Source organism: Nocardia sp. IBHARD005, assembly GCF_052814245.1.
The window spans coordinates 5,968,156-5,981,137 of the sequence record NZ_CP199935.1 but is presented as its reverse complement, the minus strand read 5'-3'; the positions used below and the strand labels follow the sequence as shown (position 1 = coordinate 5,981,137).

Below are 12,982 nucleotides of genomic sequence, written 5' to 3'. Positions count from 1 at the left end.
GATCTGCGCGGCGGCGCGGATGTTCGGCCGCGACGAGTACGCGCGCACGCTGCTCGCCGAATGTGAATACCGCCTGCGTGAGCCGTTGCGCGTCGCGCTGGCCGGTTCGATCAAGGCGGGCAAGTCGACGTTGCTGAACGCGCTGGTCGGCCAGGCGGTCGCCCCGACCGATGCCACCGAGTGCACCCGCGTCGTCACCTGGTACCGCGACGGCGCCACCCCCACGGTCACCGCCCACGCGGCCGACGGTTCGCGCGCGAATGTGATCGTGCGGCGCGGTAGCGGCGCGCATGGACTCACCTTCGACCTGAACGGTTTGCGCTGGGATGCGCGCGGCCCCCGCGAGGTGGACCATCTCGAGGTCGGCTGGCCGTCGGAGGCGTTGTCGCAGACCACGATCATCGATACCCCCGGCACGTCGTCGCTCTCGCGTGAGGTGTCGCTGCGCACCGCGCGACTGCTCACTCCCGCTGCCGCCGAGGATGATTCGCGGGCCGATGCCTCGGCGATCTCGGTGTCGGGCGCCGACGCGGTCGTCTATCTGCTGCGCCGTCTCGATGCCGCCGACGTGCGTTTTCTCGAGCAGATCGGCGCGGGCGCCGGTGGTGCGGGCCCGCTCGGCGTGATCGGGGTGGTCTCGCGCGCCGACGAGATCGGTTCGGGCCGCATCGACGCGCTGCATTCGGCCCGCGATGTCGCCGCCCGGTTCGCCGGTGAGCTGGAGCGAACCGGCTTGTGCCAGGCGGTGATTCCGGTGGCGGGCTTGCTCGCGTTCGCCGCCTCGACGCTGCGGCAGCCGGAGTTCGCGGCGTTCGAGGCCCTGTCCACGGTGCCCGCGGAGGACCTCGGGATCGCGTTGCTCTCGGCGGACCGATTCGCCCGCGCCGATATCGCACTTCCGGTCGCCCCGGAACTGCGTGCGCAGCTGGCGGATCGCTTCGGCCTGTTCGGTATTCGCATGGCCACCATGCTGATTCGACTCGGCGTCCGCGATTCCTCTTCGCTGGCAGCGGAATTGGCGGCCCGCAGTGGCATCGACGAACTACGTTCGGTCCTCGAGGTCCAATTCGGCCAGCGCGCCGAGGAACTGAAGGCGCATTCGGCGCTGAGTACCCTGGACCGGATCCTGGCTGCCTACCCCGGCACCGAAGCCGATCGCCTGCGCCCCCGCGTGCGCTCCCGGCTCGCCGACGTACACGGTTTCACCGAACTCCGGCTGCTCGGCCGCCTGCGCACCGACGAATTACCCCTGCCCCCAACGGTACTGGCCGATCTGCACCGTATTCTCGGCGGTGCGGGCGTGGCCGCGCGTCTACGCCTCGGTCTGTCCGCCGAAGCCGACCCGGACTCCGTGCGCGCCACAGCCTTCGCCGCCGTCCGTACCTGGCGAACGCGCGCCGCCCACCCACTCGCCGACCAAGCCACCGCCACGGCCTGCCGCGCCGCGGCCCGCAGCGCGGAAGGAATTCTGGCCGAATTCCGCGGTTAACAAGGTCTCCGATTTCCACCACTTCAGGACATACGTGACCGACCCCGTAGAGCGGCCGGCCGTGCAAATCGTCGACGAGGTAGTCGACCGCCGGTACGGGTGCCACGCCGCATCGAACGGCTCGGTCGCCCGTCCGACGGCCGAGGTTACCGCGCGGCAGGCCCGCCGATCCGCGGCACAACCTCTTCCGCGAGATACTGCTCGATCCCGCGCCCGGCCCGCGCCGCCTGGATAACGATGGTGCCGGCCGCCTCGGCCGCAGCCGTCAACACCTTCCGTGACTCGGCTTCGACCCCGCCCCCGATCACCAGCAGGCGAACCCGCTCCCGCCCGAGGATCTCGAGTGCCCGCTCATCAACGGTCGACCCGAGTACGCGAAATCCGAGCCCACCCACATAGCTGAGTGCGGCATCGACAACTTCGCGACCACGCCCGACGGCAAGCAGATCAACTGTGTACATGCGCTTCCACCCTTGCTGTTTCATACCGTGACGATTTACGGCTCACCATCGAGCACGCGCTCTTCCAGCTTGGCGTCCTTCGGGAGTGCGAAGAATCCGAGGCACACCAACAGCAGCATCCCGGCACCGTAGAACAGTGTGTACCGAAACGTCTCAGCGAAGTTCACCGCGTTCGCCTCAGTGCCTGCTTGGGCGAGTACACGCGAAACGGTGGTGTTATCAACAGGATTCGACTGGCAGCTGGCGGGTGTCACAGTCGGGTCATCCTCCGCCGACCGATCATGCACGCACGCCGCGAACCCGGCCACGATCTGATCCTGGACCTGCACCGGCACTCCCTCGAGCGCCAGCTCGGTCCGGATCTCCGGCGTCACGGCGGCTACCCCGAGATCTGAATCCCGGTCCAGCGCGGTGAAGAACACCACGCCGACCAACGCGACGCCCAGCGCGATCCCCAACTGTTGCCCGGTGTTCAGCAGCCCGGACGCCGACCCTGCTTCCCGCACCGACACCTGCCCGAGCAGCAGATCGAGCGTCGGCGCCACCACCATCCCGAACCCTGCGCCGGTGATCACCAACGGCAACGCCATCTGCCACGTAGTGAACTCGCTGCCGTACCGCACCCCCAGCAATCCGTACACCGTGAACCCGGCCGCGTTCACCAGCGCCCCGATCATCAGCACCCGCCGCCCGTACCGAGCAGCCAGCACCCCGACCGAAAGCCCCGCTCCCACACCGGCGCCCACCGCGAACAGTGCCGCGGTTAGTACTGCAACGGCACTCGTGGGTCAATCGAGAGGGTGGCCTCGGCGGCGATAGTGAGACAGCCGGGCTTGATACTGGCGGCGGCGCCGCCATCTCGACCACAACCAGATGTGATCGGCCCTATGTTGCGGGGTCAGTACGAACGCGACCAACAGACGGCGGATCTCGGGTACCGTGAGAGCGATCATGTCCGCGTCGAGATCGCTGGTTCCCCCTTTGCAGCAAGGGTTTTCGACGCGGCCAACCACGCAAGGGCGAGCATCGACAAAGTGATGTGCGCATACCAGGCCCGCCAGCTGCGGACCTGGTAGTGATCGAGTCCTGCCTCACCCTTGGCCTGCTGGAATGCCTCTTCCACGTGCCAGCGTGATCCCGCGGTCCAGGCCAGATCGACCAACCTGGCGGTAGCGGGGCCGTAGCAGAGGTAGTAGGCGATCTCGTGCTCGCCTTTGCTGTTGGGCGTCAACGCCCGCCGTGCCAGCAGCCAGTGCCCGCGCCCGGTCTTCCAGGTGCCCTCGATCTGGCGTCGCGCCCAGTGGTATTCACGCGGCCCGTGCGCGCCGGCGCCGACCGAGAACCGCTGCCAGGTGCGGTCACCGAACTCCGCTACGAGGTCCTCGGCGCGCGCGAGCCGGTCGGCGCGGGTGCTCACCTGCTGGTCACGGCGGGTGGCCAGCACATAGAACACGTCGTGGTCCTCGCACCAGTCCCGCAAGTAGCCGGCTTGGCCGTAGGCTTCGTCGGCGGTGAACCAGGAGAACGGCACCTTCGCGGCCAGCGCGCGTTCGAGCATGAGGATCATCTGCCGGGGCTTGGTCGCGAACTCGACCTCGTCGGGAATCGCAGCGCCGCGACAGCGCTCCCGATCGGTGGTCCAGGACTCGGGCAGATACAGCTCCCGATCGATCAGGGCATGCCCGTGCCGCGACGCGTACGCCAAGAACACCCCGATCTGGCAGTTCTCCGTCCGACCGGCCGTGCCGGAGTACTGGCGTTGCACCCCGGCGGATTTGGTGCCCTTCTTCAGGAAACCGGTCTCGTCACCGGCGAGCACAGCATCGGGGTCGCCGAGGTGTTCGACCACATAGTCGCGCACGTCATCACGCACGGCCTCGACGTCCCAGTCGGCCTTGCGTAACAGCCGCTGCATCCCGTCCGGACAGCCCTCACCAGCACGTTCGGCCAACGTCCAGCCATTCTTGCGCTCCAGCCCGGCCAGCAGCCCCGACACGTATTCCCGCGCCCGCTCCCGCGGCTCCGACCGCGCGAACCGGCCACCGATCCGCGACATCAACGAATCCAACTCGGCCACAACACGATCCAACACCACGCACCAGATCTACCAGCAACGACTCACACAGATGCCGTTGCAGTACTAATCCACTGAATCCGCTGGTAGGACCGTGGAGAACATGTTCGCGACGAACAGGTCCGGTGGCTGTCACTGACAGAAGAGCAGGTCATCCTGGTTCTCGGCGGTCTGGCCGAGATCGCCGCGAACGTTTCCGCGGTCGGTGACAACCCCGAGCGAACCGACAACCGATCGCCCCGCACCGCGCCTGGCGATCGGGGAATGGTCCCGGCGCCTGCGCTTTAAGGCATATAGGAAGGCCCGCTTCTCAAGTGGGCCTCCTGTCTCATCCGGCCAGGTCACGGATGCCTGAGCCCTACTTGCGGGCGCAGTTACGCGTCTCTTATCGCCACGGTGCTGGCGAAGGGCCCGGTGTTCGTGGCCACGAAGCCGGGGAGTTGGCTTGGGCTGAAGGGCGGACCGCCGGGCACGAAGGCGACATCGTCGCGGAAGCAAAAGTACATGGTGTTCCACACCTGCCAGTTGGCCTGCCGCCGGGGCAGATCGACTGTCAGCTGCGATCGTTGTATTGTGCCAACAATTATCGCGGCCGTCGCCGGGATCAGCAGCCAACCCGTCATGCAAATTGGTGCGAAGATGCTTGCCACCATCGAGGTCCCCGTCGCGGACATCATCACAGTGCAGAGTGCGTGCAGGATCAGTCCAACAATCAGGACCACGACTGCACCGGCAAGTCCCTTGCCTGCCTGGAGCACTGGTGGCGCGAGCTGCTTCGCCAACGTCGTCTGACTGACTGCCGTGGTCCTACGGCGATTCCCCTGGTCGTAGGTGTACCCACGCCCGCTCGAAGTGCCTGCCGCGTAGATCGCCGACACCTTCTGGCACTGGTCATTTTGCCGACATACCGGACACGCCCCCCTCTGCATGCCCTCAGCGTAGAGACAGCCCGATGCGAGTGTCTACCGGCAGCATGACCGGAAGCGAAACCGGATCGGGCATTCGACGCTCGAGATCGGCGGTTCGGCCAACGGGGCGTGCTGTACGCGGCGGGGTGCCGGTGGCCATGTGGTTGACAGTTAGCCTCGCCCAGTCATGGAAATAGGGCCTGACCTGCGATAAAAATGGCGAAAGGTGCTCTGACCTGCGATAATTCGACTTGCGACAGTTGAATTTCTCGAGGGTCTGGAGCACCTAATGAGTCCCAGGAAGCATGTGAAGCTTCCGGGCGGTAGCCGCCGGTGGGTGAGCACTCGGAGCACCTGGACCCCGAGTCCTGCAGAAAGACAGTGCCCCCACCGGCGCGCCGGGAGAGCCCGATCGCTGAAGGGATGGCGTGCCCGCCTTAGTACTACAGCCGTAAGTTGAAGTGCCTCATCATGTTTCGCCCCGCCGGAGCGGTGGCCGGGGCATCCTTCAGAGTTTGTGAAGACAACCGAATCTGCCACGACCACCGCGACTGCCAGAGTAGACGACCCACCCTCGCGCGCGGGGTTCGATGCGATGATCTCGTTGATCGCGCCACGGTTCCCACGGCGTGAAACCCTGGCCAACGCCGAAACGCTGATACTGGGCTTGCTCTCGGATCTGGGGCGAAAGAACTGTTGGACTCTCGCCGAGGCAGGCGGGCATCGAAGCCCGGATCGGTTGTAGTACTTGCTCTCTCGTGCCAAGTGGGACACCGACGGGGTCGGTCACGATCTTCGTTCGTTTGTGATCTCCCACCTCGGCGACAGCGAGGCGATCCTCGTCGTCGACGAGACCGGGGATCTGAAGAAGGGCACCGACACCGTCGGAGTTCAACGCCAATACACCGGGACCGCGGGCCGGATCGAAAATTCCCAAGTCGCGGTGTATCTGGCATACGCGACCGAGCACGGCCACGCCCTGATCGATGGTCGTCTCTACCTGCCGAAGTCCTGGACCGACGACCCTGATCGGCGTGCCGGGGCCGCGATCCCCGTCGATGTCGAGTTCGCGACGAAACCCGCCCTGGCCGCGGCGATGATCACCACCGCCCTCGGCTGCGGGACGCCAGCGAAATGGGTCACCGGCGACGAGGTCTACGGCGCTGATCCTGTGCTGGGTAAAACCGTGCGTGAGCTGGGCCTGGGCTATGTGATGGCGATCGCGTCCAATCGCACCGTGGCCACCGGCGCGGGCAACGCCCGCGTCGATCACCTGGTCAAGACCTTGCCGCGCCATGCCTGGCAACGCCACAGCGCCGGGACCGAGACGAAGGGGCAGCGCTGGTACTCGTGGGTGTTGCTCGAGATCGCCGGCGAGGGCCGTGGTCACCATCACCTGCTGGTCCGACGCAACGACAAAACCGCGGAGCTGGCCTATTACCGCTGCTACAGCCCCTCACCGGCCACTCTCGCGGCCTACGTCCGTGTTGCCGGACGGCGGTGGAAAGTCGAGGAATCCTTCCAGACCAGCAAGGGTCTGACCGGCCTGGATGAACACCAACTCCGTCGCTGGACCTCGTGGCGGCGGTGGATCGTGCTGGCCATGCTCGCCCACGCATTCCTTGTCGTGTCTGCCAGTCTCGACCGCCGCGTCGCGGCACCGTCGAAGGCGTTGATTCCGTTGACAGTCAACGAGTTCCGGTGGTTGTTCACCGCGTTGACTCTTGGCTGGTCACCCGAGGTCGCTCACGTGTTGGCTTGGTCGCGATGGCGTCGAGCTCACCAAGCCGCCGCTCGACTCAGTCACCACCGCAAGCAGGCTCGGGCTGACTTACGGCTGTAGTACTAGCACGACAGTTGTATTTCGTTGCACTGCAGGATGTTTGATTATCCGTTATCTTGTCACGCGTGCTGGATGATGTTGTGGCCGAGGATGTTTCGGCATGGAGGGCGGGTCTCGATGAGACGTTCGGGCAGGTGGCCGACCTGTTCGGGCGTGTGGAACCGCGGCGGTGGGCACGGGCCTACCTGACGGGGCTGTTGGCGCCGGTGGAGCGCAAGAACTCCTGGCAGCTGTCCGAGGCGGCCGGCGTGGTGGAGCCGGATGGGTTGCAGCACTTCCTGAACCGGTCCCGCTGGAGCGCCGATTCGCTGCGGGACCGGGTCAGGTCGTATGTGGCGCAGGCACTGTCCCGCCCCGATGGCGTGCTGGTCGTCGACGAGACTGGATTCCTCAAGAAGGGCGCGAAATCCGTTGGCGTACAACGGCAATACTCAGGCACTGCGGGTCGTATTGAGAACTGCCAACTGGGCGTGTTCCTGGCCTACGCCAGTCCCTTGGGTCGGGCGTTGATCGACCGCGAGCTCTATCTCCCCGAGTCCTGGATCAGCGAACCAGACCGCTGCGCCCAGGCCGGTGTTCCCGAAACCCGTTGCGAGCAAGGTGTTCTCACCAAACCGCGACTGGCCGAGGCGATGATCGGCCGGGCCCTGGACGCCGGCGTTGTCGCCGGGTGGGTGGCCGCGGACTCCGCCTACGGCAGGGACGGGAAGTTCCGGGCCTTCTGTGAGGCCCGCCGCCTGTCCTACGTGGTCGAGGTCCCGGTCAAGCAGACCGTGCCCGACCTCGACGGACGCCGCCGCGTCGACACCCTCATCGGCCGCGCCCCCACCAACGCCTGGCATCGGGCCTCGTGCGGTCCCGGCGTGCGCGGCGAACGCGAATACGACTTCGCCTGGGCCACTCTGCCCGCGTTCGACGACGACCTGCCCGCCGGATTCGTACGCACCCTGCTGGCGCGCCGATCACTGGACGACCCGACCGATATCGCCTACTACCTGTGCTTTCACCCCGAAACCGTGGCCCGGGAACAGATCGTTTCCATCGCCGGAGCCCGGTGGGCGGTCGAGGAATGCTTCCAAGCCGCCAAGGACCAATGCGGCCTGGACCACTACCAGGTCCGCAAATGGGACCCCTGGTACCGGCACATCACCCTCGCCATGCTCGCGCACGCCTTCCTCGCAGTCACCGCCGCCACCGACCCAAAAGCCCACGCGGGCTGGGCCCGATCACAGTCGCCGACGTCCGCCGTCTCCTGGCGATAGTGCTCCACCCAGTCCGCACCCTCACTCACGCCCTCGCCGCCTGCCACTGGCGACGACGCCACCAAGCCCACGCACGGAAACTCCGCTACCAGCGAAAACGATTACGAGACAACGAAATACAACTGTCGTGCTAGATGCGGCGCTTCCCAATGCTGCTCAATGCTTTTCGAAACAGCCCATCACCTGCGGATTTGGCGTTCAAGGTGTTCCCGTTGGATCCCGATCGATTCCGTTGGTTCCCGATGATTCCGTGTTGTTTCCGTGTTGTGGGTCGAGTCGGGTCCTGCGACTGCGACCGTGAGCAGAGCGCGACTCTTTTCGCCACAAGCAGTGGGGCAGGACCGCACGGCAGTCCGACCCCTACCGCCAACACTTAGGTGATGTGGTTGCCGACAACCTCGTGAACGGGTGGACCGCCTGATGATCCGTGCGCCTCTGGCAAAAAGCGAGCCGCGCTCGACCTCATGACTCGTCCCAACCCCGAGAAGCTTCCTCCGTGTGAGAGTCGTCCTCGGGATCTTCGTCGTCGCCCTCAGCGTCCTCGTCGATCTGGGCGGCTTGCTTATCCGCGACCACGCCCCAATAGCCGAGTTTGGACTGAACCAGCGTCAACGATTTCACGATGTCGGAAGTCTCGGTCAACGGCCAGCCGCGCTGATCCATGAGTCGTCCTCCGCTGGCAGCCTCGACGTCGTCCAGGTCTTCCATCAGCTTCGCGATGTGATCAATAGTGTTGCGGACAGCTTCCTGCAATTTGGTCGCCCTCATTGAGGGTGTGTCAGTGGGAAGGGTCACCGGTCGATTGATCGGACCGCCGCTCGGGAACCCTTCCACGCGCAGCCAATGATCCGTGACCGCGATGGCTGTCCCGTTGGAGCCCTCTTGGATTTCGCCCTTGTCGCTCAAGGTGCTGTGAACCAGAGTGCCGCTGATATCCACGATGCGGGGTGAATTTCCAGCGCGGCCATCAACGATCGCCTGCCTCAGCAGCAGGAGTCCGCGTTCGTCTTCGAGCATGAGCTTCAGAAGTTCGTGCGGGCCGCGGGTGTCGCCTCCTTTGTTACCCATCGCGTCGCGCTTGAGCGCTTCGTATGCGGTCATGTGGTACTGGGCGAGCGCGGCGAGCTCCAGGCGATGGCGCCACGCTTCGGGGTTCGCTTGTTCGGCGTCCGGACGTCGGAGTTCGGCCCGAGCGCACTCGAAGATCTCGTCGGGTTCACGACCAGTCACATCCCATCGCCGCGAAGCGTATTCGGGAAGATGTGTGGCACGTAGATAGGCAGCGCGCATCGCTGCGGCCCGCTCACGTCCCACCGCGCCGGGCAGAAGAGTGTTTGCAGCGCTGCGTGTCGGCCTCAGCGCCAGTTCGGCGATGACGTCGTGGCGGCGGGGTGCCGACACGGATCGCTTTGCGGTGACCTCCATGATCCCCTGGTCCACTAGCTTGCGCCGATCGGACCTGAGGAGACCTGCGAGGACGTAGGCGGCTTGCGCGTCAGGTTCGGTCGGCAGACCGGCTTCTTCGGCGGCCTGCGGCGTGAGAAGCCCGGCGAGGTAGTCGTGGTGTACGTCATCGAGCACCGCGGCCGAGCGAAGCACCTCCAGGACGGCCTCCGCCATTGCCTCTAGCTTCCCTGTCGGCGTCCACGGCCGCGGCGGGTCTACGTGCAGCATGCCGACATACGCCGCGACGGCGCGTCCGAATCCGTGAGCGCCGCCGGGTTGCGGTTTGAATCGTAGGAAGACCCGTGTCGGAGTAATCAGGGCGTTCCGCTGGGCACGGAGCATCTCGATCGCGGCGGGAAGGCCTGGTCACTGCTCTTGCGATTACACCGCTGCTGCGTCGTAGGCCGCGACGACCTCGGCGGAGATCCTGCCGCGGCTCGAAACCGTGTGTCCATTCTCTTTTGCCCAGGCGCGAATGGCGGCGAGATCGTCACGGCGAGCGGACGGACCCGCTGTCACGGCCGTTCGGCGACCGGAGATCTTCGCCCGACCGATCCGTCGGGCGTAAGGCCGCCACTGGTCGAATGATTCACGCAGCTTGGCTGCGTTGGCCTCGGACAGGTCGATTTCGTAAGCAGCACCATCGATTTCGAAGGCGACGGTATCTTCGGCGACGGAGGCGCCGTCGTAGTCGTCGATAAGGGTGACAACAACTTTGCGCGCCATCGCTATACGTCCTGTTCGTTGTGTACGAGGAATTGCGTGCGCGTCGCCCGAACTGGTTGAGCGCGGTCGTCGGCAATCGTAATGCTGTTCGGCTTGACGAGAAGTTCGGCGTGCGCCGGGCAGTCCCGGGGCCCGTCAGCGCCTCGATCTGCGCTCGTGTCGACACCGCTTGGCACTGGCATTGTGCTCAGCAGTTCGCGCGGACGAAGAGCCTTCGCGTCTCGCCGCCGCTGTCATGGATGACTACGTACCGCCGAGGTTCCTTGTCGTCTTTCGCCGAATGTTCGTTGACGGCGTTGTTCGCCAGCGCATCGACCATGCCTGTCGCGTCCCAGTACGACTTCCACGACGATGGAACACCCGGGGCGAACGGGGCGAAGCCGGAGCGCTGTTTGAACTCGTCGACCGAGCTGCGGGGTATGTCAACCACCGCTACAGAGGTCCATGTATTGAAGCCGCCGTCGCGGTCGAACCAGACTGTGTTCGATCCCTCCGGGAAGATGACACCTGAGCACTCGGACATATTGCGCAGGCCTTCTGCTTCCTGTGAGCACCCGCTCAAGGCGATCGTGGTGGCGCAAACGGATACGCAGAGCCCGAGGACTCGGGTGATGGCGTGCCTCACAGCTTTCCGATCCATCGTAGTAGCCTTGTCGCTTCACCTCGGGAACGAAAGCTGCGCGCCCATCCAGCCTCCTCGAGCTGGCGCATCTCGTTGTTGATATCGGTCCCGATATTGAGGCTGAGCGCTTCTCGCTGCAGCTTGTCAAAGTTGTAGAAGTCGTAGACATAGACCTTGTAGATGATCTCTGCTTGCAGGCCACCATCCACCTCGGTGACGGTGGTGTCGCTTCCGACTGCGACGTCGTAGTGACCGAGCGCGTAGAACAGGTCGCCCTCTGTCTCCTCCGCGCCCAGCCATTGCGACGTCAGCTCGCGGGTGACGCCGATCTGGGGGTCCTGGCGGGCTTGCTCCCTGATCTCGTCGAGGCCCTCGGCGATCTTCTGCCTCGCACTGCTGCTGGCGATAGTTCTCTCGAATTGCGCTGAGCTGATCTCATTTTCGAAGCCGGAATCATTGTTGCCCAGAAATATGCTCATGAGGTCTTCGGCGAAGTCGTAGCCCATAACGTCGAACCAGGACTGGACCGCTGCCGCATCGACGCTGTTGGCAGCGGCTTCCGCCTTGTCCAGAGCGCCGGTCTTCGAGCCGAATACGGCCCGGTCGGCGGGCAGTGGGCGGTCAGGCGGGCGATGCAATGCTGCTCTCCCACCACACGTTGTTCCCGAACCCGTACCGGGACGCACCAAAATCGACGACCACTTTGTCGGGCACCTCGTATTCATTCGCGGAGAAGGTAGGAAGTGTGCGCCCCGGCGTGTAATCGAGCGCTTGGGTCAACTTTCCGATCATGGACGTGATCGCGTCTCGTCGCGCGTCAGCCGCCGATCTCAACACATCGACCGCCGAGACGATCTGAGACTTGTTGGAATCGCTCATCGGTCGGTCGATGAGTTGGGCCCACGCTCCGAGCGGCAGGGTGAAGCCGAGGAAACTCATCGACTGGGACAGCCCGCTGCTCCAGCCCATCGCCTGGTTGTACACCAGGCGTTGCAGGCAAGCGCCACCGTTGGTGAGGATCTGCGCGACGACATCCAAGTCGGAACTTCGCATGGAGATGGCCTGTCCGAGGGCACTCGCGCTTGTCGCGAAGGACTCCGCGGTGTTTCCGGACCAGCTGCCTTGCAGCCACCGGAGGCCGCTCGATAGGTTCTCCGACGCCACGAAGTCGTTGATGCCGAGCTGTCGAATCCGGCTCCCCAGTGTCTCCAACGTTTCCCAGTCCGAGGCCAGCGGCACGAGGTACTCGGCTGCTGGCTTGATTCCGATCGCCCGGCTCAGTGGTTCGTCGAAGTGGGTGATCAGCTCGATCGCTGAATCGACCACCTTGCGGACAGTGAACTGGCCGTCCTCGATCGCTGGGAGCGTCGGCAACTGCAGACCCGCGAATCGGGTGACTCCGCCCGCTCCGCCGGACGACCCGCTGATCGCTAGATCGTTCGTCGTGCTCGTGGAGATAGTCGAGATCGCTTGTGCGGAAGCGTCGTCGGTTCCTTTGAACTGGCGTGAAGCACTGGAAAGGCTGGTGCCATACGAAGAAATGTTGGTCAGATCCTGTTGGTATGACGTGGTCAACGTGCTCTGAAGGTTCTCGAACGACGATGTCAGTGAGGCGAGCAGCCCGGACGTTCCGCTGGGCAGCGATACTTCCGACAGCAAGCGCGATGCGTTGGACGAGAAGTTGGTTCCCAGGTCTTGCAGGTCCAACCCGAATCCATCGAGACTGGCCACCTGCACGGTGAAGTCGTTCATACGTTCCCCCTCGGCGCAACGGTAGCAGTGTAGCGATGCCGATAGTCGGATGATCAATGCGCGCTAGGCGGCGACTACTCGCCGAACATGTTGTTGCGGAGAGCATCCGCGTGGTGAGACCAACATCATTCGACGAGCGGGACTCGCCCTCGAGCAGCATTGCTCGGATTCGTAGGCGTTCTCAACAGGCGATTCCGTAGAGGACCTCGTGCTGGTCGAGATCGTCGAGGTGGATTCGGATCTCGTGGGCGGAGAGGCGGGTGTCGTCAGTCGGTGGACACGAGACGGCAGGAGGATGGCAGCAGGTCTCCCAGGTGCCGCCCTTTGTACGGGGGAACAAGATTCGCGGAGCCCAGATTATCGGCAAGGCAGTTCCGGACGGACGTCTGTGTAGCCATT

The 12,982-nt window shown here is 64.7% G+C and carries 11 protein-coding genes and 1 pseudogene; 3 read left to right on the top strand and 9 right to left on the bottom strand.

The window, feature by feature from the left end; translation table 11 throughout:
- The first annotated feature begins 19 nt into the window (after positions 1 to 19).
- Complete coding sequence (locus ACTWPB_RS28050) at positions 20 to 1,489, top strand: dynamin family protein (RefSeq protein ID WP_446226515.1); 1,470 nt, start codon at positions 20 to 22, stop codon at positions 1,487 to 1,489.
- Positions 1,490 to 1,635: 146 nt separating this feature from the next.
- Here ACTWPB_RS28050 and ACTWPB_RS28045 read toward each other — a convergent pair whose 3' ends face one another.
- The 4 genes from ACTWPB_RS28045 to ACTWPB_RS28030 all read right to left on the bottom strand — a co-directional run bounded on the left by ACTWPB_RS28045 (position 1,636) and on the right by ACTWPB_RS28030 (position 4,806).
- Positions 1,636 to 1,950 (bottom strand): hypothetical protein, encoded by a 315-nt coding sequence (locus ACTWPB_RS28045; RefSeq protein ID WP_446223470.1) that lies wholly within the window; start codon positions 1,948 to 1,950, stop codon positions 1,636 to 1,638.
- A gap of 35 nt (positions 1,951 to 1,985) precedes the next feature.
- Positions 1,986 to 2,696: a hypothetical protein gene (locus ACTWPB_RS28040; protein WP_446223469.1), complete on the bottom strand. Its 711-nt coding sequence runs from the start codon at positions 2,694 to 2,696 to the stop codon at positions 1,986 to 1,988.
- Between the two features lie 203 nt (positions 2,697 to 2,899).
- Positions 2,900 to 4,045, bottom strand: coding sequence for an IS701 family transposase (locus ACTWPB_RS28035; protein WP_446221242.1), 1,146 nt, complete (start codon positions 4,043 to 4,045; stop codon positions 2,900 to 2,902).
- A gap of 353 nt (positions 4,046 to 4,398) precedes the next feature.
- A complete protein-coding gene (locus ACTWPB_RS28030) occupies positions 4,399 to 4,806 on the bottom strand; it encodes a hypothetical protein (protein ID WP_446223468.1) in 408 nt (135 codons plus the stop codon).
- A 721-nt stretch (positions 4,807 to 5,527) separates the two neighbouring features.
- Between ACTWPB_RS28030 and ACTWPB_RS28025 the strand changes: the two are divergent.
- Together ACTWPB_RS28025 and ACTWPB_RS28020 are read left to right on the top strand one after the other, a co-directional pair.
- Positions 5,528 to 6,775 (top strand): annotated as a pseudogene (locus tag ACTWPB_RS28025) (IS701 family transposase).
- Positions 6,776 to 6,855: 80 nt separating this feature from the next.
- Positions 6,856 to 8,037: an IS701 family transposase gene (locus ACTWPB_RS28020; protein ID WP_446226232.1), complete on the top strand. Its 1,182-nt coding sequence runs from the start codon at positions 6,856 to 6,858 to the stop codon at positions 8,035 to 8,037.
- A 462-nt stretch (positions 8,038 to 8,499) separates the two neighbouring features.
- On the opposite strand, the gene ACTWPB_RS28015 is transcribed toward ACTWPB_RS28020, so the two are convergent.
- The 5 genes from ACTWPB_RS28015 to ACTWPB_RS27995 form a co-directional block, all read right to left on the bottom strand.
- Entirely contained in the window at positions 8,500 to 9,657 is a 1,158-nt protein-coding gene (locus ACTWPB_RS28015; protein ID WP_446223467.1) for a hypothetical protein, read from the bottom strand.
- Positions 9,658 to 9,864: 207 nt separating this feature from the next.
- Entirely contained in the window at positions 9,865 to 10,209 is a 345-nt protein-coding gene (locus tag ACTWPB_RS28010) for a histone-like nucleoid-structuring protein Lsr2 (protein ID WP_446223466.1), read from the bottom strand.
- 187 nt (positions 10,210 to 10,396) lie between these two features.
- Positions 10,397 to 10,834, bottom strand: coding sequence for a hypothetical protein (locus ACTWPB_RS28005; RefSeq protein WP_364582456.1), 438 nt, complete (start codon positions 10,832 to 10,834; stop codon positions 10,397 to 10,399).
- Positions 10,831 to 11,469: a hypothetical protein gene (locus ACTWPB_RS28000; RefSeq protein ID WP_446223465.1), complete on the bottom strand. Its 639-nt coding sequence runs from the start codon at positions 11,467 to 11,469 to the stop codon at positions 10,831 to 10,833. Before ACTWPB_RS28000 ends, ACTWPB_RS28005 begins: the two co-directional genes overlap by 4 nt.
- Positions 11,453 to 12,583, bottom strand: coding sequence for a hypothetical protein (locus ACTWPB_RS27995; protein ID WP_446223464.1), 1,131 nt, complete (start codon positions 12,581 to 12,583; stop codon positions 11,453 to 11,455). Before ACTWPB_RS27995 ends, ACTWPB_RS28000 begins: the two co-directional genes overlap by 17 nt.
- Positions 12,584 to 12,982: the final 399 nt, after the last annotated feature.